This window comes from Paragemmobacter straminiformis, from assembly GCF_014243445.1.
Lineage (GTDB): Bacteria > Pseudomonadota > Alphaproteobacteria > Rhodobacterales > Rhodobacteraceae > Paragemmobacter > Paragemmobacter straminiformis.
Map to the genome: position 1 here is coordinate 246,514 of NZ_JACLQD010000003.1, position 20,604 is coordinate 267,117.

At 66.4% G+C, this 20,604-nt stretch carries 21 protein-coding genes; 15 read left to right on the top strand and 6 right to left on the bottom strand.

What is annotated here, in order from left to right; genetic code table 11:
• Nucleotides 1-12: 12 nt before the first annotated feature.
• The 7 genes from lspA (at nucleotide 13) to H7F16_RS11750 (ending at nucleotide 7,501) form a co-directional block, all read left to right on the top strand.
• A complete protein-coding gene (gene lspA, locus H7F16_RS11720; RefSeq protein ID WP_185797785.1) occupies nucleotides 13-525 on the top strand; it encodes a signal peptidase II in 513 nt (170 codons plus the stop codon).
• Between the two features lie 85 nt (nucleotides 526-610).
• Complete coding sequence (locus H7F16_RS11725) at nucleotides 611-1,147, top strand: DUF3035 domain-containing protein (RefSeq protein WP_185797786.1); 537 nt, start codon at nucleotides 611-613, stop codon at nucleotides 1,145-1,147.
• A 103-nt stretch (nucleotides 1,148-1,250) separates the two neighbouring features.
• A complete protein-coding gene (locus H7F16_RS11730) occupies nucleotides 1,251-2,594 on the top strand; it encodes a M16 family metallopeptidase (protein ID WP_185797787.1) in 1,344 nt (447 codons plus the stop codon).
• A 2-nt stretch (nucleotides 2,595-2,596) separates the two neighbouring features.
• The gene (locus H7F16_RS11735) at nucleotides 2,597-3,910 is read left to right on the top strand and encodes a M16 family metallopeptidase (RefSeq protein WP_422121122.1); all 1,314 of its coding nucleotides are present in this window, start codon (nucleotides 2,597-2,599) and stop codon (nucleotides 3,908-3,910) included.
• Nucleotides 3,911-4,002: 92 nt separating this feature from the next.
• The gene (mutL, locus tag H7F16_RS11740; protein WP_185797789.1) at nucleotides 4,003-5,841 is read left to right on the top strand and encodes a DNA mismatch repair endonuclease MutL; all 1,839 of its coding nucleotides are present in this window, start codon (nucleotides 4,003-4,005) and stop codon (nucleotides 5,839-5,841) included.
• A complete protein-coding gene (locus H7F16_RS11745; RefSeq protein WP_185797790.1) occupies nucleotides 5,838-6,992 on the top strand; it encodes a DNA recombination protein RmuC in 1,155 nt (384 codons plus the stop codon). The genes mutL and H7F16_RS11745 overlap by 4 nt, the downstream gene beginning before the upstream one ends.
• The gene (locus H7F16_RS11750) at nucleotides 6,989-7,501 is read left to right on the top strand and encodes a HutD/Ves family protein (protein ID WP_185797791.1); all 513 of its coding nucleotides are present in this window, start codon (nucleotides 6,989-6,991) and stop codon (nucleotides 7,499-7,501) included. The genes H7F16_RS11745 and H7F16_RS11750 overlap by 4 nt, the downstream gene beginning before the upstream one ends.
• On the opposite strand, the gene H7F16_RS11755 is transcribed toward H7F16_RS11750, so the two are convergent.
• Together H7F16_RS11755 and H7F16_RS11760 are read right to left on the bottom strand one after the other, a co-directional pair.
• Nucleotides 7,498-8,142 (bottom strand): ChrR family anti-sigma-E factor, encoded by a 645-nt coding sequence (locus H7F16_RS11755; protein WP_185797792.1) that lies wholly within the window; start codon nucleotides 8,140-8,142, stop codon nucleotides 7,498-7,500. The genes H7F16_RS11750 and H7F16_RS11755 overlap by 4 nt on opposite strands.
• 13 nt (nucleotides 8,143-8,155) lie before the next feature.
• Entirely contained in the window at nucleotides 8,156-8,701 is a 546-nt protein-coding gene (locus tag H7F16_RS11760; protein WP_338402002.1) for a sigma-70 family RNA polymerase sigma factor, read from the bottom strand.
• 267 nt (nucleotides 8,702-8,968) lie between these two features.
• Here H7F16_RS11760 and H7F16_RS11765 point away from each other — a divergent pair, with 267 nt between their 5' ends.
• Genes H7F16_RS11765 through H7F16_RS11785 form a run of 5 tightly spaced genes read left to right on the top strand, consistent with a single transcriptional unit; the run spans nucleotide 8,969 to nucleotide 13,545 of the window.
• Nucleotides 8,969-10,264 (top strand): NAD(P)/FAD-dependent oxidoreductase, encoded by a 1,296-nt coding sequence (locus H7F16_RS11765; protein ID WP_185797793.1) that lies wholly within the window; start codon nucleotides 8,969-8,971, stop codon nucleotides 10,262-10,264.
• Nucleotides 10,261-11,004, top strand: coding sequence for a DUF1365 domain-containing protein (locus tag H7F16_RS11770; RefSeq protein ID WP_185797794.1), 744 nt, complete (start codon nucleotides 10,261-10,263; stop codon nucleotides 11,002-11,004). The genes H7F16_RS11765 and H7F16_RS11770 overlap by 4 nt, the downstream gene beginning before the upstream one ends.
• Complete coding sequence (locus H7F16_RS11775) at nucleotides 11,001-12,245, top strand: MFS transporter (protein WP_185797795.1); 1,245 nt, start codon at nucleotides 11,001-11,003, stop codon at nucleotides 12,243-12,245. Before H7F16_RS11770 ends, H7F16_RS11775 begins: the two co-directional genes overlap by 4 nt.
• Before the next feature lie 2 nt (nucleotides 12,246-12,247).
• The gene (locus H7F16_RS11780) at nucleotides 12,248-12,811 is read left to right on the top strand and encodes a DUF3833 domain-containing protein (RefSeq protein ID WP_185797796.1); all 564 of its coding nucleotides are present in this window, start codon (nucleotides 12,248-12,250) and stop codon (nucleotides 12,809-12,811) included.
• Entirely contained in the window at nucleotides 12,808-13,545 is a 738-nt protein-coding gene (locus tag H7F16_RS11785) for an SDR family NAD(P)-dependent oxidoreductase (RefSeq protein ID WP_185797797.1), read from the top strand. The genes H7F16_RS11780 and H7F16_RS11785 overlap by 4 nt, the downstream gene beginning before the upstream one ends.
• Here H7F16_RS11785 and nagA read toward each other — a convergent pair.
• From nagA to H7F16_RS11805, 4 genes are read right to left on the bottom strand one after another with little or no spacing between them, the layout of a single operon-like run.
• Nucleotides 13,534-14,649: an N-acetylglucosamine-6-phosphate deacetylase gene (nagA, locus tag H7F16_RS11790; RefSeq protein WP_185797798.1), complete on the bottom strand. Its 1,116-nt coding sequence runs from the start codon at nucleotides 14,647-14,649 to the stop codon at nucleotides 13,534-13,536. The genes H7F16_RS11785 and nagA overlap by 12 nt on opposite strands.
• Nucleotides 14,646-15,671, bottom strand: a complete 1,026-nt coding sequence (locus H7F16_RS11795; protein WP_185797799.1) for an SIS domain-containing protein — start codon at nucleotides 15,669-15,671, stop codon at nucleotides 14,646-14,648. The genes nagA and H7F16_RS11795 overlap by 4 nt, the downstream gene beginning before the upstream one ends.
• Nucleotides 15,668-16,432, bottom strand: a complete 765-nt coding sequence (locus H7F16_RS11800; protein WP_185797800.1) for a GntR family transcriptional regulator — start codon at nucleotides 16,430-16,432, stop codon at nucleotides 15,668-15,670. The genes H7F16_RS11795 and H7F16_RS11800 overlap by 4 nt, the downstream gene beginning before the upstream one ends.
• Complete coding sequence (locus tag H7F16_RS11805) at nucleotides 16,432-17,256, bottom strand: glucosamine kinase nucleotide-binding domain-containing protein (RefSeq protein ID WP_185797801.1); 825 nt, start codon at nucleotides 17,254-17,256, stop codon at nucleotides 16,432-16,434. The genes H7F16_RS11800 and H7F16_RS11805 overlap by 1 nt, the downstream gene beginning before the upstream one ends.
• Nucleotides 17,257-17,408: 152 nt before the next feature.
• Between H7F16_RS11805 and H7F16_RS11810 the strand changes: the two genes are divergently transcribed.
• From H7F16_RS11810 to H7F16_RS11820, 3 genes are all read left to right on the top strand, one after another.
• Nucleotides 17,409-18,314: an N-acetylmuramic acid 6-phosphate etherase gene (locus tag H7F16_RS11810; protein ID WP_185797802.1), complete on the top strand. Its 906-nt coding sequence runs from the start codon at nucleotides 17,409-17,411 to the stop codon at nucleotides 18,312-18,314.
• 33 nt (nucleotides 18,315-18,347) lie between these two features.
• Nucleotides 18,348-19,598 carry an ABC transporter substrate-binding protein gene (locus H7F16_RS11815; protein WP_185797803.1) on the top strand — a complete coding sequence of 417 codons (1,251 nt, stop codon included), beginning with the start codon at nucleotides 18,348-18,350 and terminating at the stop codon, nucleotides 19,596-19,598.
• Nucleotides 19,599-19,680: 82 nt separating this feature from the next.
• Entirely contained in the window at nucleotides 19,681-20,598 is a 918-nt protein-coding gene (locus H7F16_RS11820; RefSeq protein ID WP_185797804.1) for a carbohydrate ABC transporter permease, read from the top strand.
• The last annotated feature ends 6 nt before the right edge of the window (nucleotides 20,599-20,604 follow it).

Below are 20,604 nucleotides of genomic sequence, written 5' to 3' on the forward strand. Positions count from 1 at the left end.
AGGGAGGCGGGAATGCGGCTTGCGGCTTGGGTGACGGGGGCGGTTTTCGCGCTGGATCAGGTGACCAAGGTTCTGGTGGTTCAGGTCCTGGGCCTGATCGACCGCGGGGGAATCGATGTCCTGCCGCCCTTCCTCGTGTTCCGCATGGCGTGGAATCGGGGCATCAACTTCGGCCTTTTTGCCGGCGATGCCGAGGTGATGCGCTGGATTCTCATCGCCGTGGCGCTGGCCGTTTCTGTCTGGGTCTGGCTTTGGGTGCGGCGCGAGGGCGCGGGGCGCTGGCAACAGATATCGGCGGGGCTGCTGATCGGCGGGGCGCTGGGCAATGTCGTGGACCGCGTGATCTATGGCGCCGTGGCCGATTTTCTGAACATGTCCTGCTGCGGGATCGAGAATCCCTATGCCTTCAACGTGGCCGATGTGGCGATTTTTGCGGGTGCATTGGGTTTGGTGCTGTTTTCCGGACAGGATAAGACCGATAAGGCGAAGAAGCGGGCGGCATTGCGAAGCAAGCTGCGCAAGTGACGGGTCTTGCCAAGGGCGGAAAGACCCCGTGACGCGCGGGATGCGATGCGCTAAGACGGGGCGAACGGGTTTGACGGAGGCGGGAATGCAGGCAGCACGGGGGGTTCTCGTGATCGCGGTGGCGGTCATGCTGACGCTTGCGGGCTGCAGCAAGGGGGACAAGGTCCCCTCGCTGATGAACATCCGCTCGACGACGCAGGGGCCGGACGAATTTGCGGTGCTGCCGCCCAAGCCATTGTCCTTGCCCGAAGATCTGACCGCCTTGCCCGAGCCCACTCCGGGCGGGGCAAACCTGACCGATCCGACACCCGAAGCCGATGCGATCGCGGCTCTTGGCGGCAATCTGCGCGCGGCGGGCGGCATTCCGGCGGGCGACGGCGGTCTGGTGAACTATGCGGCGCGGTTCGGCGTGGCGGGCGACATCCGCGACACGCTGGCCACCGAGGACCTTGCCTGGCGGCAAAAGAACGATGGCCGCCTGCTTGAGCGGTTGCTCAAGGTCAACGTCTATTTCAAGGCCTACGAGGCCATGTGGCTTGACCAGCAGGCCGAGCTGTGGCGCTGGCGCCGCGCGGGCGTAAAGACGCCGTCGGCCCCGCCGCCGCAACCGGGCGAGGAATAGGCCTTTCACAACCGCGTAGGGGCGGCTTGATCCCGGCCGCATCGCAGCGCACCTTGGGCGCAAGGCAACCGCCACCGGCGGAGCGGGCAGGAGAATTGCGCGAATGGTCAGGGGTTTGGGCTTTGTGGTGGCGGCCTTGGTGCTGTTCACCCCGTTCAGGGCGGCATGGGCCGATGATGTCAGCACCTTCAAGCTGGCGAACGGGCTAGAGGTGGTGGTGATCGAGGATCATCGCGCGCCCGTCGTGGTGCATATGGTCTGGTACCGTGTCGGGTCCGCCGACGAACCTGCGGGCAAGTCGGGCATCGCGCATTTTCTGGAACATCTGATGTTCAAGGGCACCAAGACGCTGGGGCCGGGCGAATTCTCGGACACGGTCGAGGCGCAGGGCGGCGACGACAACGCCTTTACCAGCTGGGACTACACCGCGTTTTTCCAGCATGTTTCGGCCGACCGTCTGCCCCTGATGATGCAGATCGAAGCGGACCGCATGCAGAACCTGCAACTGACCGATGACGTGGTGAAGCCCGAGCGCGACGTGATCGTGGAAGAGCGCAACCAGCGCACCGATACCAGCCCCGGCGCCCTGCTGACCGAACAGATGCGCGCGGCGCAATACCTCAACAGCCCCTACCGCATCCCGATCATCGGCTGGAAGCACGAGATGTCGACGCTGACGCGCGACGATGCGCTGGCCTTCTACAAGGCGCATTACGCGCCGAACAACGCGATCCTTGTCGTTGCGGGCGATGTGACGCCCGATCAGGTGAAAACCCTTGCCGAGACCTATTACGGCCCGATCCCGCCCGCAGCGCATGTCGTGCCGCGCCAGCGCCCGCAAGATCCGCCGCAGCTTGCCGAGCGGCGTCTGGTCTATAAGGATCCGAGGGTTTCGGAACCCTATCTGACCCGCAGCTACCTTGCACCCGAGCGCGACGCGGGCGACCAGAAAACCGCAGCCGCCCTTGCGATTCTGGCGGAATTGCTGGGCGGGAACGGCCAGACCTCGGTTCTTGCGCAGGCGCTGCAATTCGGGGATGCGCCCAAGGCGACCTATGCGGCCGCGATCTATGACGGCAGCTCGCTGGACGACACGACCTTTACCCTTCTGGCGGTGCCGGTGCCGGAGGTGACGCTCGAGGCGCTGGAAGCCGAGATGGACAAGGTGATCGCCAAATTCATGGCCGAGGGGCCGGACCCCAAGGCCTTTGCGCGGATCAAGACGCAAATCAGGGCGGCTGATATCTACGCCCGCGACGACAGCCGTGGCCTTGCGCAGCGCTATGGCGAGGGTCTGGCCACGGGGCTGACGGTCGAGGATATCAAGGCCTGGCCCGCCGTGCTGGATTCGGTCACGACCGAGGATGTGATGGCGGCGGCGAAGCTGGTCTTCGACCGCAAGAATGCCGTCACCGGATACCTTATGCAGGATGAGGCCGCCCAATGAGCATGATGCGTTTCGCCGCCGGCTTGGCGCTGGCCGTCACCCTTGCCCTGCCCGCGCGCGCGGCTGTGGACATTCAAGAGGTCACCTCGCCCGGCGGGCTTACGGCCTGGCTGGTCGAGGACCACAACATTCCCTTCACCGCGCTTGAAGTGCGCTTTCGCGGCGGCAGTTCGGTCGAAGACCCGTTGAAGCGCGGGGCGGTGAACCTGATGACCGCGCTGATCGAGGAAGGCACGGGCGACATGGATTCGCTTGCCTTTGCCGAAGCGCGCGACGATCTGGCGGCCTCGTTCAGCTTCAGCTCCGATCAGGATTCGGTCGGGGTCTCGGCGCAGTTCCTGACCGAGAACCGCGACAAGGCGGTCGATCTGTTGCGGCAGGCGATCACCGCGCCGCGCTTCGACGCCGATGCGATCGAACGGGTGCGCGGGCAGGTGTTGTCGAACCTGCGGGCCAGCGAGAAAGACCCCGGCGACATGGCAGGCAAGGCCTTCAACGCGCAGGCTTTCGGCGACCACCCCTATGCGACCTCGGGCGACGGGACGGTGGAGAGTGTCACGGCGCTGACGCGGGATGATCTGGTGGCCGCGCATCAGGCCACGCTGGCGCGCGACCGCATCTATATTGCGGCGGCAGGCGATATTTCGGCCGAGGATCTGGGCAAGCTGGTCGATACGCTGTTCGGGGCCTTGCCCGCGACAGGTGCGCCGCTGCCCGCGCGCGCGCCCTTTGACCTGACGGGCGGGACGACGGTGATCGACTATCCCGGCCCGCAGTCGGTGGTGCTGTGGGGCGAGCAGGGGATCAAACGCGACGACCCCGATTTCTTTGCCGCAAGCATCCTGAACGAGATCATGGGCGGGTCGCGCTTTTCGGCGCGGCTGATGACCGAGGTGCGGGAAAAGCGCGGGCTGACCTATGGCATCGGCACATCGCTTGCCGCATATGACCAGGCGGAATTGCTGGCGGGGCAGTCGCAAATTCCCAACGCCAAGGTCAAGGACGCGGTCGATGTCATCAAGGCCGAATGGGCCAAGATGTCGGAACAGGGCATCACCGCCGAGGAACTGGCCGCCACCAAGACCTATCTGACAGGGGCCTATCCGCTGCGGTTCGACGGCAACGGGCCGCTGGCGACGATCATGGTCAACATGCAGCTTATCGGCCTGCCGAGCGATTACCCCAAGACGCGCAACGACAAGGTGAATGCCGTCACGCTTGAAGATGCCAACCGCGTGGCAAAGTCGCTGTTCCGGCCGGAAAACCTGCGCTTCGTGATCGTGGGCCAGCCCGAAGGTGTCACCTCGACCGATTGAACGGGCGAAGAATTTTCGTACGAAAATTCTTCGGGCCTGCGGTCGCGCCGAATCTGTGGCCCCGTGGCGTCGGGGATGCTAGATATGGGTGCATGAACGCGCCCGAACCCAAGATATCAGCGGCCCGCCCTGTCATCCGGCAGTTGGACGAGGCTGCGATCAACCGCATCGCGGCAGGCGAGGTGGTGGAGCGTCCGGCTTCGGCGGTCAAGGAACTGGTCGAGAACGCGCTGGATGCGGGGGCGACGCGGATTGCGGTCGATTACGCCGATGGCGGCAAGACGCTGATCCGCGTGACCGATGACGGATGCGGCATGTCGGCCGAGGATCTGCCGCTTGCCCTGTCGCGCCATGCCACGTCCAAGATCGACGGCTCCGACCTTTTGAACATCCATTCCTTCGGCTTTCGGGGCGAGGCGCTGCCCTCGCTCGGGTCGGTGGGGCGGTTGACGATCACCTCGCGCGTGGCGGGGGGCGATGCGGCAAGCGTGACGGTTGCGGGCGGGCGGATGGGGGCGGTGCGGCCTGCGGCGCTGACAAGGGGAACGGTCGTCGAATTGCGCGACCTTTTCTATGCGACCCCCGCACGGTTGAAATTCCTGCGCTCGGACCGCGCCGAGGCGACCGCGATTGCCGAGGTGGTGCGGCGCCTTGCGCTGGCCGAGCCTGCGGTGGCGTTCACCCTGCGCGATATGACGGGCGGGGGCGAAGGGCGGGTGATGTTCCGCGCCGATGCGGGGAACGGCGATTTCTTCGACGCCCTGCGCGACCGTGTCGGTGGCGTGTTGGGGGCGGATTTCATCGACAACGCGCTGCGGGTGGATGTCGAGCGCGAAGGGCTGCGGCTTTCGGGCTATGCCGCGCTGCCCACCTATTCGCGCGGCTCATCGGTGCAGCAGTTCGTTTTCGTCAACGGGCGGCCCGTGCTGGACCGGATGCTTCTGGGCGCGCTGCGGGTGGCCTATTTCGATTTCCTGAGCCGCGACCGCCATCCTGCGGCGGTGCTGAATGTCGAGTGCGACCCCGAACGGGTCGATGTGAACGTGCATCCGGCCAAGGCAGAGGTGCGGTTCCGCGAACCCGAGGCGGTGCGGTCCCTGCTGATTTCGGGCCTGCGCACGGCCTTGTCGGGGGCGGGGCATCGGGCAAGCTCGACCGTGGCCGATGCCACGCTTGCGGCCTTTTCCGCCCCGCAGGGCGCGGCGCGGGTCTATCAGATGGACCGCCCTTCGGGTGCGGCGCTGTCGCGCGGTTTCGCTTTTCAGGCACCGCTCCAGCCCGTGCAGGCGGGCTTTGCCGAAGCGCCTTCGGCCCGTGTGGAACCGGTGGCGGAAGCGGCCGACCTGACCGCCCGCCCCTTGGGTGCGGCACGGGCGCAGGTGCATGAAAACTACATCATCGCCCAGACCGAGCGGGGCATGGTGATCGTCGACCAGCACGCGGCGCATGAGCGGCTGGTTTATGAACGGCTCAAGCGGCAGATGGCGGAAACGGGTGTGACGGCGCAGGCCTTGCTGATCCCCGAGATCGTGGACCTGTCGCCCAATGATGCGGCGCGCCTGCTGGAACATGCCGACGAACTGCGGCGCTTCGGGCTGACGGTCGAACCCTTTGGCGGGTCGGCGGTGGCGGTGCGCGAGGTTCCGGCGATCCTTGGCACCGTTCCGGCGGCGGCGCTGTTGCGCGATGTGCTGGACGAATTGGCAGACCTTGGCACAAGCCAGCTGGTGCAGGCCAAGGTCGAGGCGGTTCTAAGCCGCATGGCCTGCCACGGGTCGATCCGGTCGGGGCGGCAGATGCGGGCCGACGAGATGAACGCGCTGCTGCGCGAGATGGAGGCCACGCCGCATTCGGGCCAGTGCAACCACGGGCGGCCGACCTATGTCGAACTTCAACTGGCCGATATCGAACGGCTGTTTGGCCGCAGATGATCACGATTGGCGGGATGTCTTACGCGTGGAGCGACCCTCTGGTGCTGGGCGTGCTGGCGGGGGTGGTTCTGCTGCTGCTTCTGGCGGCGATCCTGCGTGTGGTGCTGCGTTCGGCCCGCATGGCCGAACCCGTCCTGCGCGAGGTGACGTGGCTTGCCGACCGGGTGCAATCGCTGTCGGACGGGCAAGAGCGTCTGGCGGGCGGGTTGCACCATGTGTCGGAATCGCAGGCGGTCAGCCAGTCGGCGATGCTCAAGGTCATGGAGCAGCGTCTGGCCGAAGTGCAGCGCAACATGGTCGAGCAATTGCACGGCACCAGCACCCGCACGGCGCGGTCGCTGGGCGAATTGCACCAGCGGCTTGAAACCATCGACAAGGCACAGGCCAATATCGAGAAGCTGTCGGGCAATGTGCTGAGTTTGCAGGACATTCTGTCGAACAAGCAGACGCGCGGGGCCTTTGGGGAAATCCAGCTCAACGACATCGTGCTGAAGGCATTGCCTTCGGATGCGTTCACCATGCAGGCCACGCTGTCGAACGGGCGGCGGGCCGATTGTCTGGTGCATCTGCCCAAGCCCCCCGGCCCCATCGTGATCGACGCCAAGTTTCCGCTGGAAGCCTATGAGGCGCTGCGGCGGGCCGAGACGCCGCAGGCCAAGCTCGAGGCCGAGCGGATGTTCCGCGCGGCGGTGCGCGTGCATATCAAGGCGATTTCCGAGAAATACATCCTCGAAGGCGAGACGGCAGACGGGGCGCTGATGTTCCTGCCCTCGGAAGCGGTCTATGCCGAGTTGCACGCCAATTTCCCCGAAGTGGTGCGCGAAGGCTTTGCGGCCAAGGTCTGGATCGTGTCGCCCACCACCTGCATGGCCACGCTGAACACGATGCGCGCCGTGCTGAAAGACGCGCGGATGCGCGAGCAGGCGGGGGCGATCCGCAAGGAATTGGCGCTGCTTTATGGCGATGTCGAGCGCCTTGGCGCGCGGGTCGAGAACCTTGACCGGCATTTCGGGCAGGCGGCAAAAGACATCGAAGAGATCAAGATCTCGTCCGAAAAGGCGACCAAGCGCGCGCGGCGGCTGGACAACTTCGACTTCGAGGAACTGGGCAGCGACTCGGTTCCGCTGATCGCGCCGAGGGCCGCGGAATGAGGGTTCTGCGGGCCGGCGATTACAGGCAGATGCCTTGGGCCAACGGCAAGGGCGTGACGGTCGAACTGGCCAAGGCCGAAAAGGGTGGTGCCCTGCTGTGGCGGCTGTCGATGGCCACCGTGGCCGAGGATGGGCCGTTTTCGGTTTTTCCCGCGATCGAACGCAATCTGACCGTGCTTGACGGGCCGGGGTTCCGGCTTGTCGGCGCGGGTGTCGATCTGGACTGTCTGCCGCTGCGGCCCGTGGCCTTTGCGGGTGACGTTCCGGTGCGGGCCACAGGCACGGGCGGTCAGGTTTCGACCGATTTCAACGTGATGACCGCGCGGCATTTGCCCAAGCCGCAGGCCTGGCTGCCCCAGGGCGCGGTTGCGGCGGGTGGCCTGCTTGCCTTTTTCGCGCTCGGGGCCGCGCAGGTGGGCGGCGTGGCGCTGGCGCGGCACGATCTGGCCCTGACCGAGGGCGCGGCCGATGTTGCGGGGGCCGTGCTGGCGGTGCGCCTGTTCGTCTAGATCCGCAGGAAGGGCTGGGCGAGGCGCGGGATCAGCGCGTTGAAGCGCAGCGGCGCATCGGTGGCGGCAAGGCAGATGCAGGCGGGGCCCGCTTCGGCAACGGGGGTATGTTCCACGGCTTCGTCCGCGATTTCGATATCACCGGGGCCGAAACGGTCGGCATCGTCACGGAAGGCGCCTTGCAGCACCAGCGTCAGTTCCAGCCCGCGGTGGCCGTGGTCGGGCACGGCTTGCCCTGCCGGAATGTAAAGCAGGCGGGCCGAGGCATCGCGCCCTGTGCGCAGGATGGCCTGTTTGACGCCCGCGCCAAGGTTGCGCCATTTCACGGATTCGGGGCCGCCGCCGATGTAACCGGCCAAGGGCGCAGGGAAACAACCCGCGCGGCGCATCGGCGCGCGGTGGGTGGCCTGCGGCATCTGCTCGATCCGGTCGAGGCAGGCGGCAAGGCTGGCATCGGACATTTCCACGCTGTCGGCCTCTTGCAGCACCGCACCGCCGACGGCTTCAAAGGCGGCAAGGCGGGCGCGGCATTCGTCGCAGAGCGAAACGTGGGTTGCAGTGACCAGATTGAAGGCTTCGGGCAAATCGCCTGCGGCGTAGGCCATCAGAAGCTGGTCGGAAAGGTGGTGGCGAATGGTCATCTACGTCTTGCCTTCAACTCATCTGCTGGCGCAACCGGTCGAGCGCCAATCTTATGCGTGACTTGATCGTTCCAAGCGGAAGGCCCGTTTCGGTGGCGATTTCGCTGTGCGAAAGGTCACCGTAAAAGGCCCGTTCGATCAGGGCGCGCTGTTTGTCGGGTAGCTGGGCCAAGGCTTGGCCCAGCTTGTCGGTTTCCTGTTGCGCCTCGAACACCTCGGCCTGATCGGGTTCAGGTTCGGGGCCCCAAGGCAGGTCTTCGGGTTCGGGCCTGCGCGCCTTGCGCAGGGCGTCGATTCGTCTGTTGCGGGCAATGGTGAAGACCCAAGTCGCCACCGAAGCCCGCGTCGGGTCGAAGAGATGCGCCTTTTGCCAGAGCGTCGCCATGACGTCTTGCGCACATTCCTCGGCCAGACCCGCATCGGCGCCCGACTTCATCAGGAAAGCCTTTACCCTTGGGGCAAAGTGCCTGAACAGGGCGGCAAAAGCCGCCTTGTCCTGATGGTCGCGCACCCGAAGCACAAGGGCCGCCCAATCTGTCTCCACCTTATCCGCCTGCACGGCAGACCCATCCTTCCGGCAACTAACCGTTTGTTCCGTCGTAGCATATTGCCCGACAGACAAGGGCGCACCCGATTTTTCGGCCTGATGCAAGTCGAACATCATAAAGCTTTTACGCTGCATGCTGTCCTTTGGATCACACCGGGTGAAATGATACGCTGTAAACCAATGTCAAGTTTCCACTGTCCAAAAAAAATTACAGGTTGATCCAACCGGTTGCGGGCTGCGTAAAAGCCTTGTGACGCCCATTTTGGAGACCTGCCGTTCATGCCGTTTGAAACCCTTGGTTCCGTTCCCCGTCGTGTCGCTGTCATCGGGGGAGGGATTTCCGGCATGGCCGCCGCGCATCTGTTGGCCGATCAGGACGCCGTCGTCCTGTTCGAGGCCGAGGGGCGGCTTGGCGGGCATGCCCGCACCAAGATGGGCGGCAAGCGGGGTGACCAGCCGGTCGATACCGGGTTCATCGTGTTCAACAAGGTGAACTATCCCAACCTGCTTGGCATGTTCGACAAACTGGATGTGCCCTATGTCGAAAGCGACATGAGCTTTGGCGCCTCGGTCCGGGGTGGCCGCGTGGAATATGCGCTCTCGTCTCTCGACACGCTGTTCGCGCAGCGCAAGAACGCCGTCAGCCCGCGTTTTCTGGGGATGATCCGCGATATCCTGCGCTTCAACAAGAATGCGTTGCAGGTGGCCACGCCGGGCATGACCATCGGCGGCCTGCTGGGCGCGCTGGGCACGGGCGCATGGTTCCGCGATTACTACATCACGCCGTTTTCGGGGGCGATCTGGTCGACGCCGACGCGGGGCATTCTGGATTTTCCGGCCGAGGCGCTGGTGCGGTTCTTCCAGAACCACCACCTGCTCGACTTTGAAGGGCAGCACCAGTGGTACACCGTGAAGGGCGGCTCGGTCGAATATGTGCGGCGGCTGCAAGCCTCGCTTGCCTCGCGCGGGGTCGACCTGCGGCTGGGCGCGCCGGTGGCGGCGGTCAAGCGCGAGGCGGGTGTCGTGATGGTGCGCCCGCATGGCGGCGAGTGGGAAGTGTTCGACGACGTGATCTTCGCCACCCATTCCGATGTGACGCTGCGGATTCTGGCGGATGCCACCCATGACGAGGCAAAGGCGCTGGGCGCGGTGCGCTATCAGGCGAACGAGGCGATCCTGCACCGCGACCCGAATGTGATGCCGAAGAACCGCAAGTGCTGGTCTTCGTGGGTCTATGTCGAACCGGCCGAGGGCGCTTCGGGCAAGATCGACCTGACCTACTGGATGAACTCGCTTCAGCCGATTCCCAAGGATGACCCGATCTTTGTGACGCTGAACTCGAACGGCGGAATCCGGGACGAGCTGATCGACGATGTGGTCAGCTTTGACCACCCCGTCTACGACCTTGCCGCGCTGAACGCGCAGGGGGTGATCCGCGCCATGAACGGGCAGCGGAACACGTGGTTCGCCGGGGCGTGGATGCGGAACGGCTTTCACGAGGACGGGTTCGCCTCGGCCGTCGACGTGGTCGAGGCCATGCGCTCGGGGGCGCGGGAACGGCAGATGGCGGCATGACGGTCGATCTGATCCGCGGCGAGACGTTTCACGGGCGCAAGGGGGCTGTGGCGAACAGCTTCCGCTACAGCGTCGATTACGTGCTGCTCGACGCAGAGCGGGCCAAGGGTCCGGGCCTGTTCTCGCGCAACCGCGCGAACCTGTTCGCGGTGCATGACACCGATCACGGCGGCGCACCGGGCAAGGGGCGCGGCGTCGCATGGGTGCGCGAGGTGCTGGCCGCGCATGACATGGCCGCCGACCGCGTGCTGCTGATGGCGCAACCGCGGGTGATGGGGCATGTGTTCAACCCCGTGTCCTTCTGGCTGTGCTATCGGGATGCGGCGCTTGTGGCGGTGATTGCCGAGGTGACGAACACCTACGGCGACCGGCATTCCTATCTGTGCCACCGCGACGACAAGGGGCCGATCAGCCGCGAGGATACGCTGGCCGCGACCAAGATCTTTTACGTCTCGCCCTTCCAGCCCGTCGAAGGCAGCTATCGCTTCCGCTTCGATATCGGTGACGGGCGGGTCGGTGTCTGGATCGATTACACCACGGCGGGGGGTGGGTTGTTCACCAACCTGATCGGCCCGCGCGTGCCGCTGACGAATGGCGCGATTTTGCGGTCGGCGCTGCGCCGTCCCTTCGGGTCGCGGCGGGTGCTGGCGCTGATCCACTGGCAGGCGCTGAAGCTGGCGGTCAAGGGCGTGTCCTTCCGCCGCCGTCCCGCACCGCCGGAAACCGAGGTCAGCCAGTGACCGCAGCGGCAGCGCCCGCGACCCTGTGGCCGTGGAGCCTGTTCGCCGCGCTGATCGCGATGGCGGGGCTGCCGATCTATATCCACGCGCCGAAATTCTACGTGGATGCCTATGGCGTCAGTCTGGCAAGCCTTGGCGGCGTGCTTGCGCTTTTGCGGCTGTTCGACGTGGTGCAAGACCCCGTCCTTGGCTGGCTCGCCGAGGCGGGTCGGGCAAGGCGCGGGCTTTGGGTCGCGCTGGCCGCTGGGGTGATGGCGCTGGCGATGGTCGGGCTGTTCGCCGTTCGGCCGCCCGTTGCGCCGATGCTGTGGTTTGCGGTGACGCTGGCGCTTCTGTTCACCGCCTTCTCGTTCCTGACCATCGTGTTCTATGCCGAAGGCGTGGGCCGCGCCCTGCGTCTTGGCCCGCGCGGCCATGTGCGGCTGGCGGGCTGGCGCGAGGCGGGATCGCTGGTCGGCGTGTGCATCGCGGCGGTGGCGCCCGTGGCGCTGGGCGCGGTGATGGCGCGGCCTTTCGCGGGCTTTGCCGTCGGCTTTGCCCTGCTGGCGCTGGTCGCCGTGCTGGCGATGCGGCGCGAATGGAGCGATGGCGGGGCGGCCCCCGAAAACCCCTTTGCGCTGTTCCGGCCCGTGTTGGGCGATGCGCTGGCGCGGCGGCTGTTGCTGTTGGCGCTGGTCAATGCGGCGCCGGTCGCGGTGACCTCGACGCTGTTCCTGTTCTTTGTGGAAAGCCGTCTGGGCGCGGGCGGGGCGGCGGGCGGGTTTCTTTTGCTGTTCTTCCTTGCGGCGGCGCTGTCGACCCCGGTCTGGACGCGGGCGGCGCAGGTCTATGGCGAAAAGCGTGTGCTGCTTGCGGGGATGGGGCTGGCCATCGCGGCCTTTCTTTGGGCGGCGATGCTGGGCACGGGCGATCTGCTGGCCTTCGGGGTGATCTGCGTGGCCTCGGGCGCGGCGCTCGGGGCGGATATGGTGCTGCTTCCGGCGATTTTCGCGCGCCGTCTGGGAGAGTTGGGGGCGGGCGAAAGCGCGGCCTTCAGCCTTTGGGCCTTTGTGTCCAAGCTGTCGCTCGCCTTGGCGGCGGCGGTGCTTTTGCCCGCGCTTCAGGCGGCGGGCTTCGTTTCAGGGGCGGCGAATGACGAGGGCGCATTGCGGGCGCTGTCGGTCGCCTATGCGCTGGTGCCTTGCGCGTTGAAATGTCTGGCGATCGCCGTTCTGGCGCTGACGCAAGTATCGGAGGTTTGACGATGTCGATCTGGGCCGTTCTGTTCCTTGCCGTCGTGGCGCTGCTGGTCCTGCCGCGCTTCATCGGGTTTCGCGCGCAAAAGCCCGCCGATCTGGCCGGACAGGGCCCCCGCTTCGATCTGCGGGCGCATCTGTCCGGACCGATCCTGTGCGAAGGGGTGATCTATGGCCCGCTTGGCCGAGTGTCGTCGCGCTTCGTGGCCGAGATGCAGGGGGAATGGGATGGCAACCGTGGCGTGCTGCGCGAGCGGTTCCGCTATGATTCAGGCCGCGTGCAAGACCGCGAATGGCGGCTGACCGTCGGCAATGACGGGACGATCAGGGCCGAGGCCGATGATGTGGTGGGCGCCGGAACGGGCCGTGCCGAGGGTCCGGCGGTGCAGCTTTTGTATCGCATCAAGCTGGATGCCGAGGCCGGGGGCCATGTCCTCGACGTGGTGGACTGGATGTATCTGATGGAGAACGGAACGGTCATGAACCGCAGCCAGTTCCGCAAGTTCGGGATCAAGGTGGCCGAGCTTGTGGCGACCATGCGGCCGATGCCGCAAGCCTTGGTGAAGGCATGAGGGACTGGGCAGGCAAACGCTATTGGCTGGTCGGCGCAAGCGAGGGGCTTGGCCTTGCCCTTGCCGACAAGATGAGCCGCGCCGGCGTGGAGCTGGTGCTTTCGGCGCGGTCGCCCGACCGGCTTGGGGCGGCGGTTGCCACCCTTTCCGGCAAGGCGCGGGCGGTGGCGGTGGATGTGGGCGATGCCGCATCGGTCGCGGCGGCGGCGGCCGAGGTCGGGCCGGTGGACGGGGTGGTCTTTCTGGCCGGCGTCTATACGCCCATGACGGCAAAGGAATGGGATACGGCGGCGGTCGAGACGATGATCGACGTCAACCTGACAGGTGCCGCGCGGGTCGTGGGGGCGGTGCTGCCCGCGATGCTGGCGCGCGGGGCGGGGCATATCGTGCTGACGGGGTCGCTGTCGGGGTTTCGCGGCCTGCCGCGCGCCATCGGCTATGGCGCGTCGAAGGCGGGGCTGGTGTCGCTTGCCGAAAGCCTGCGCTGCGATCTGGCTGAGAGCGGGGTCGAGGTGCAGCTTGCCAACCCCGGATTCATCCGGACGCGCCTGACGGACAAGAACGCGTTCAACATGCCGCAGATCATGGAACCTGCGGCGGCGGCGCAGATGATGTTCGAGCATATGGGAAGCACGCGGTTCAGCCGGTCGTTCCCGGTGCCCTTCGCCTGGGTGTTCCGCCTGTCGAACCTGATGCCCGACTGGCTTTACTTCCGCATCTTCTCACGTCTCTAGCACGCCTGCCCGCCAGACGGAGCGCAGCCCCCAGTCGGGCGCAAGGTGGACCATATCGGCCCGCGACCCCGCGCGCAGGCTGCCAAGATCGGGCCGGTCGAGCAGCGCAGCAGGGATTGTCGTCGCCATCGCAAGGGCGCGGGCAACGGGGATGCCCACGTCTTGCACCAGCACTTGCACCGCGCGGGGCAGCGTCAGGTCTGCCCCGGCGAGCGTGCCGTCATCCAGCGTCAGCCGCCCGTCACGGCGCAGGATGCGCCGCCCGCCAAGGGTGAATTCCGTCAGGTCGGTTCCGGCCAGCGCCATGCAGTCCGAGACAAGGAACACGCGCGCGGGCTTTGCCGCAAGCGCCACGCGCAGGGTCAGCGGGTCGATATGGATGCCATCCGCGATCAGCCCGGCGTAAAGGTCGCTGCCCAGCACCGCGCCGACAAGGCCCGGCTCGCGGTTGCCAAGCTGGCTCATGGCGTTGAACAGGTGCGTGGCGCAACTGGCCCCCATGCCAAGCGCTGTCGCAGCGGTGCAATCGGTATGGCCAAGGCTGACGATCACGCCCGCATTCCGCAACGCGGCAACCTGTGCGGGGGTGGCGGATTCGGGGGCCAGCGTGACCATCAGCGCGGGCAGGTGCCTGGCCGCGTGCAGGAACAGGTCAAGATCCGCCGGCTGCATCGGACGGATCAGCGCCGCGTCATGCGCGCCCTTGCGGCGGGGGTCGAGGTGCGGCCCCTCGAGGTGCAGGCCAAGGAAACCCGCCGTTCCCGCCCGTGCCGCCGCGATCCCGGCCTCGACGACCTGCGCGGTGGCTTGGGGCGTGTCGGTGATCAGCGTGGGCAGGCAGCCTGTGGCCCCGAGCCGCGTCTGCGTGGCGCAGATGCGGGCGATGGCTTCGGCGGTCGTGGTGCCATCCACGGCCACCCCGCCCGCGCCGTTCACCTGCAGATCGAGGAAACCGGGGCCGAGGATGCCCGCGCCAAGGCTGACAACCTTGCCCGTGGCCGCGCCGATGCCGGTGACGATGCCGTTTTCCACGTTCAGCGCCGCACCCTCCTTGTGCAGCGTGGTGCCGTCGAAAATGGCGGGGCCGATGTAGCTGAGGGTCATATCGTCTCGGTCACTTTTCTCAGATGGGGGGGCGTGTCGGGGTCAAAGCCACGGCGGCGGGCCAGCGATTCGACGAAGGCGTAGAAGGTGACGGCAAGCACAAGCGGGGCGGTCAGGCCATGCACGCCCGCCACGGTGGGCAATGTGGTGGCCCCCTTGGCCGCGAGTCCGGTCAGGAAGACATCGGCCCCCTGCGCGGCAAGGCGTTCGGCGGTCTGGGCGACCCCGGCTTGCGCGGCATCGTCGACCGCAAGCGCCAGCACGGGGAAATGCGCCTGCACGATGGCCGAGGGACCGTGAAGCACTTCGGCCGCCGAATAGGCCTCGGCATGCAGGCCGCAGGTTTCCTTGAGCTTGAGAGCGGATTCGGCGGCGATGGCAAAGGCGGGGCCACGGCCCAGCACATAGGCCGAACTGGCACGCGACAGCCGCGCGGCAAGGGGCGACCAGTCCAGCGTCAGCGCCTGCGCAAAGGCTTCGGGAAGGGCGTTCACGGCGGCGCGCAGCGGGGCATCGTCTTGCCACTCCGCGACAAGGGCAAGCCCCGCTAGGACCGAGGTGACGAAGGTTTTCGTCGCGGCAACCGATTGCTCGACCCCCGCCAGCAGCGGCAGGCAATGCGCCGAGGCGGTGGCCATCGGGCTGTCGGCAAAGTTGGTGATGGCGATCGACAGCGCCCCGCCCGTGCCTGCGGCGCGCATCATTTCCACGATGTCGGGGCTGCGGCCCGATTGCGAGATGCCGATGCAGGCGGCATTGGTCAGCCGCAGCGGGCGGCCATAGACCGATGCGACCGAAGGGCCGACCGAAGCGACGGGAATGCCCGCCACCAGTTCGGCGGCGTATTTCAGATAGGTCGCCGCATGGTCCGACGATCCGCGCGCCACGGTGATGATCAGCGCGGGGTCGACCTTGCGCATGGCGGCGGCGGCCGCCTGAAGCGCAGGGCGCGACTGCGTCAGGAAGCGGGCGGCGGCTTCGGGAATTTCCGCGACCTCGCGTGCCATGTGGCTTTGGGTCATGGGGTCGTCCTTTCGGGATCGAGTTTCAGTTCCACCGCAAAATCATAGGCATCGCCGCGATAGAGCGAGCGGGTGAATTCCACCACGCGGCCATCGGGCAGATAGCCGATGCGTTCGATCTTCAGCCCCGCTGCACCCGTCGGCACGCCCAGAAGTTCGGCATCGCGCGGGGACAGGTTGGCCGCCGAGATGCGCTGCACGGCGCGGACGGGGCGGCATCCGTTGGCTTGAAGCACGGCATAAAGCGAGCCGGCAACCGCTTCGGGATCGGGCAGATAGGCCGCCGAAAGCGAGGCGCGTTCGATGGCAAGCGGCACGCCGTCAGACCGCCGCACCCGTTCGAGCCGCGCCACGCGGTCGCCCGCACCAAGGCCGAGCGCCATCACCTCTTCGGGGGCGGGGGAATGGATGGCGCGTGAAATCCACGTCGACTCGACCGATTTGCCGCGCCGCGCCATGTCTTCGGTGAACGAGGTGAGAAGGCTCAGCGCCTGTTCCAGCCGTTCCACCTTGGGCGCGACAAAGGTGCCGGACCCGCGCCGTTGCACCAGTTGCCCCGTGGCCACCAGCCCTTCGACGGCCTTCCTGACCGTCACGCGCGACAGGCCGGTAAGCGCTGCCATGTCGCGTTCGGGGGGCAGGCTGTCGCCGGGTTTCAGGCGCGCGCTGGCAATGGCCTCGGCGATGCGGCGTTGCAGTTGCAGGTACAGCGGGCCCGCGCCGGTTTCGTCGAAGCCCTGGGGGGAAAAGATCTGCTCCATCACGCCGCCTCTCGCGCAAGGAGCAGCGCGCCGTCAAGGGCGGTGCCAAGTGCGGCGCGCTGGGGCCATTGCGGCAGGCGGGCGGCAAAGGCGGGGCCGAGGCCGCCGAGGAAGGTGACGGCAAGCGGTTCGGGCGGTTGCAGGCGGGCGATGGATGCGGCGATGTCGGCGGTGGCCTGCGCCATGATCGCCTGCGCCGCAGGGTCGGCCGAACCGACAAGCCGCGGCGCGAGGGTGGCGAAATCGGCAGGGCGGGCGGCAAGGGAAAAGGCCACGATGGCATCGGCGCCGCCGTGTTCGGCCAGAACCGCGCGCAACAGCGGCGTCATCGGGGTGAAACCGTCAAGCGCCCGCAGGCAGCGCGACAGCAGGGCGCGGCCCAGCCATGCGCCGCTGCCTTCGTCGCCGAGGGCAAGCCCGTAGCCGCCGATCTGGCACAGCCTGCCATTCTGCTGGCTGGCGAAAACCGATCCGGTGCCAAGCGCCGCCACCACGCCATCCTGCGCGCCGAGCGCGCCTTTGACGGCGGTGACGGCATCGGTCACCACGGTCAGGCGCGCGAAGGGCAGGGCGTCTTGCAACCGGTGCGCCGCACCTGCCGCATTCGCCCCCGCCAGCCCGAGGGCTGCCGAGCGGATGCTGCCGCCCCCCGCGGCGGCCAGAGCGGCCTTGCTGGCGGTCAGGATGTTCGTCGTGGCGGTCGCAGGGTCCGAGGCGATGTTGGCCGGACCCGCCTCGCCACGCCCGAGGATACGGCCCGACGCATCGGCCACGGCCGCGCGGCAGCCCGTGCCACCCCCGTCGATGCCCAGAAAAAGCGTCATGGCGAATCCTCCGCATCTGAGAATACCAAAACAATACCAAATGGAAAGGTGCTTGACGAAACGGGCCGTAAACCGATGCAAACGGCGCATGGGATAATGACGCTTTACAATTGGTATTATTTTGGCATTGTCAACGGGAACGGAGGAATCACATGGCCGACAACGGTTTCGCACGGGCGACCGAAGCCAGACATCCGCATTCGGCGGGGCTGCATGACCAGCCCGCGCCCGTGGTGCTGGAGCGGCTGCTTTCGGCGCAGCAGGCGGCTTTGGCCGCTGTGCGCGGGGCCTTGGGGCCGATTGCCGAAGCCGCCGGGGCGGGTGCCGCCGCGCTGAGTCGGGGCGGCAAGATGGGCTATGCGGGGGCGGGATCGTCCGGCCTGATGGCGCTGGCCGATTGTCTGGAACTTGCCGGAACCTTCGGCATCATGCCGCCGCAGACGCCGATGCTGTTTGCGGGCGGCGCCGGGGCCTTGCTGCATATGACGGGCGGGGTCGAGGATGACCCCGCTTTGGCGGCGGCCGATTTCGCGGCGGCAGGGTTTTCGCGCGGCGATGTGGTGCTGTGCCTGTCGGCGTCAGGGACAACGCCCTATACGCTGGCCATCGCCGGTCTGGCGCGCAAGGCGGGGGTGACGGTCGCGGGCTTTGCCAATGTCGCGGGGTCGCCGCTGCTGGCGGCGTCTGACATCGCCGTCTGCATCGAGACCGGCCCCGAGGTGGTGAACGGCTCGACCCGCATGGGGGCCGCGACGGCGCAGAAGGTCGCTCTCAACATGCTGTCCGTTCTGGTCGGGTTGCGGCTTGGCCATGTGCATGACGGCTATATGGTCAATGTTGTCGCGGACAATGCCAAGCTGGTGGATCGCGCGGCGCGGATCGTCTCGGCCCTGTCGGGGCAGGGGATGGAGGCCGCAAGGGCGGCGCTTGGCGTGACGGGGGGCGCGGTGAAACCCGCCGTGCTGGTCGCGGCAGGAACGACAGCGGAGGCCGCAGAGGCCGCGCTGGGGCGCAGTGGCGGGCATATCGGCCCGGCACTGGCCGAAGTGAAGCAATAAACGGCAAAGACAACAACCAACCGGGAGAAGACCATGAAAACGACGTTCCGTTTCGCCCTTCTGGCCAGCACGCTGCTGGCAGGCGCGGCGCAGGCCGAGGATGTGACGCTGACCATCGAAAGCTGGCGCAACGACGACCTGACGATCTGGCAGGACAAGCTCATTCCGGCCTTCGAGGCCGCGAACCCCGGCATCAAGCTGGTCTTTGCGCCGACCGCGCCTGCGGAATACAACGCGGCGCTGAACAGCAAGTTGCAGGCCGGATCGGCGGGCGACCTGATCACCTGCCGCCCGTTCGACGCCTCGCTCGAGCTGTATAACCAGGGCAATCTGGCCGATCTGTCGGGGCTGGCGGCGATGGCGAATTTCTCGCCCGTGGCCAAGTCGGCGTGGCAGACGGATGACGGGGCTGCGACCTTCTGCATGCCGATGGCCTCGGTGATCCACGGGTTCATCTACAACAAGGACGCCTTCGACCAGCTTGGTCTGGCCGTGCCGACGACGGTGGACGAATTCTTCGCCGTGCTGGACAAGATCAAGGCAGACGGCACCTATATCCCGATGGCGATGGGCACCAACGACCAGTGGGAAGCCGCCACGATGGGTTACAACAACATCGGGCCGAACTACTGGAAGGGCGAAGAGGGGCGTCTGGCGCTGATCAAGGGCACCCAGAAGCTGACCGATCCGCAATGGGTCGCCCCCTACGAGCAGCTTGCCAAGTGGAAGGACTATCTGGGCGACGGGTTCGAGGCGCAGACCTATCCGGACAGCCAGAACTTGTTCACGCTGGGCCGCGCCGCGATCTATCCGGCCGGTTCGTGGGAAATCGCCGGGTTCAACGCGCAGGCGCAGTTCAAGATGGGCGCATTCGCGCCGCCGGTCGTGAATGCGGGCGACACCTGCTACATCTCTGACCACACCGACATCGCCATGGGCATGAACGCCAAGAGCGCGCATCCCGAAGAGGCCAAGAAGTTCCTCGAATGGGTCGGGTCGTCCGAGTTTGCGGACCTTTACGCCAACAGCCTGCCGGGGTTCTTCTCGCTCAACTCGACCCCGGTGACCATGACCGACCCGCTGGCGCAGGAATTCGTGTCCTGGCGCGGCAAGTGCCAGTCGACGATCCGCTCGACCTACCAGATCCTGTCGCGCGGCACGCCGAACCTCGAGAACGAGACGTGGAACGCCTCGGCCAATGTGATCAAGGGCACCGAGACCCCGGCCGATGCGGGCAAGCGCCTGCAGGCAGGGCTGGACAGCTGGTACAAGCCGGCAAACTGAGGCTTTTGCGGAAAGGCCGGGGGGGCTGTCTGCCCCCCCGGACCCCCCCGAGAGTATTTTCCCAAGGATGAAGGGGTAAGGCATGGCGAGGGGCAAGCCCGTGCGCTGGCATGTCGGGGTATTTCTGGCCCCTGCGCTGCTGGTCTATACCGCGATCATGATCATCCCGCTGTTCGGGACGCTGAACCTGTCGCTGTTCAACAAGGCGGGGGATCTGCGTGTCTTTGTCGGGTTGCAGAATTTCGTGACGCTTTTCGGGGATCCGCGCTGGTCGGGGGCGTTCTGGAACGCGCTGGGCAACAACTTCTGGTTCTTCGTCATCCATATGCTGGTGCAGAATCCGATCGGGATCTTGCTGGCGGCATTGCTGTCCTCGCCCCGTCTGCGGATGGCGGCCTTTTACCGGACGGCGATTTTCGTGCCGACGATCCTGTCCTTTGTGATCGTGGGCTTCGTGTGGAAGCTGATCCTGTCCCCCATCTGGGGGATTGCGCCCGGGATGCTTGACTGGGTCGGCTTGAAGGGGCTGTTCGCGCCCTGGCTGGGCAAGGCGGAATATGCGCTGACGGCGCTGGCGCTGGTGTCGGTCTGGCAGTTCGTGGGGATACCCATGATGCTGATATATGCCGCACTTCTGTCGATCCCCGACGATGTGATCGAGGCCGCCGAGATGGATGGCGTGACGGGGTGGAGCCAGTTCTGGAAGATCAAGCTGCCGCTGATCCTGCCGAGTATCGGGATCATTTCGATCCTGACCTTTGTCGGGAATTTCAACGCCTTTGACCTGATCTACGTGGCGCAGGGGGCGCTGGCGGGGCCGGATTTCGCAACCGACATCCTTGGCACGTTCCTTTACCGGACCTTCTTCGGCTTCCAGTTGCAGCTTGGCGATCCCTACATGGGTTCGGCCATTGCCACGGCGATGTTCGGGATCATCCTGATCGGGGTTTGCGTCTATCTGTTCGGTATCCAGACGCGGCTGCGCCGCTATCAGTTCTGAGGGGGC

Bases quoted from the DNA above. Each gene is read 5' to 3' on its own strand.
- lspA (WP_185797785.1), top strand. From the start codon at position 13: ATGCGGCTTGCGGCTTGGGTGACGGGGGCGGTTTTCGCGCTGGATCAG.
- H7F16_RS11725 (WP_185797786.1), top strand. From the start codon at position 611: ATGCAGGCAGCACGGGGGGTTCTCGTGATCGCGGTGGCGGTCATGCTG.
- H7F16_RS11730 (WP_185797787.1), top strand. From the start codon at position 1,251: ATGGTCAGGGGTTTGGGCTTTGTGGTGGCGGCCTTGGTGCTGTTCACC.
- H7F16_RS11735 (WP_422121122.1), top strand. From the start codon at position 2,597: ATGATGCGTTTCGCCGCCGGCTTGGCGCTGGCCGTCACCCTTGCCCTG.
- mutL (WP_185797789.1), top strand. From the start codon at position 4,003: ATGAACGCGCCCGAACCCAAGATATCAGCGGCCCGCCCTGTCATCCGG.
- H7F16_RS11745 (WP_185797790.1), top strand. From the start codon at position 5,838: ATGATCACGATTGGCGGGATGTCTTACGCGTGGAGCGACCCTCTGGTG.
- H7F16_RS11750 (WP_185797791.1), top strand. From the start codon at position 6,989: ATGAGGGTTCTGCGGGCCGGCGATTACAGGCAGATGCCTTGGGCCAAC.
- H7F16_RS11755 (WP_185797792.1), bottom strand. From the start codon at position 8,142: ATGACCATTCGCCACCACCTTTCCGACCAGCTTCTGATGGCCTACGCC.
- H7F16_RS11765 (WP_185797793.1), top strand. From the start codon at position 8,969: ATGCCGTTTGAAACCCTTGGTTCCGTTCCCCGTCGTGTCGCTGTCATC.
- H7F16_RS11770 (WP_185797794.1), top strand. From the start codon at position 10,261: ATGACGGTCGATCTGATCCGCGGCGAGACGTTTCACGGGCGCAAGGGG.
- H7F16_RS11780 (WP_185797796.1), top strand. From the start codon at position 12,248: ATGTCGATCTGGGCCGTTCTGTTCCTTGCCGTCGTGGCGCTGCTGGTC.
- H7F16_RS11785 (WP_185797797.1), top strand. From the start codon at position 12,808: ATGAGGGACTGGGCAGGCAAACGCTATTGGCTGGTCGGCGCAAGCGAG.
- nagA (WP_185797798.1), bottom strand. From the start codon at position 14,649: ATGACCCTCAGCTACATCGGCCCCGCCATTTTCGACGGCACCACGCTG.
- H7F16_RS11795 (WP_185797799.1), bottom strand. From the start codon at position 15,671: ATGACCCAAAGCCACATGGCACGCGAGGTCGCGGAAATTCCCGAAGCC.
- H7F16_RS11800 (WP_185797800.1), bottom strand. From the start codon at position 16,432: ATGGAGCAGATCTTTTCCCCCCAGGGCTTCGACGAAACCGGCGCGGGC.
- H7F16_RS11805 (WP_185797801.1), bottom strand. From the start codon at position 17,256: ATGACGCTTTTTCTGGGCATCGACGGGGGTGGCACGGGCTGCCGCGCG.
- H7F16_RS11810 (WP_185797802.1), top strand. From the start codon at position 17,409: ATGGCCGACAACGGTTTCGCACGGGCGACCGAAGCCAGACATCCGCAT.
- H7F16_RS11815 (WP_185797803.1), top strand. From the start codon at position 18,348: ATGAAAACGACGTTCCGTTTCGCCCTTCTGGCCAGCACGCTGCTGGCA.
- H7F16_RS11820 (WP_185797804.1), top strand. From the start codon at position 19,681: ATGGCGAGGGGCAAGCCCGTGCGCTGGCATGTCGGGGTATTTCTGGCC.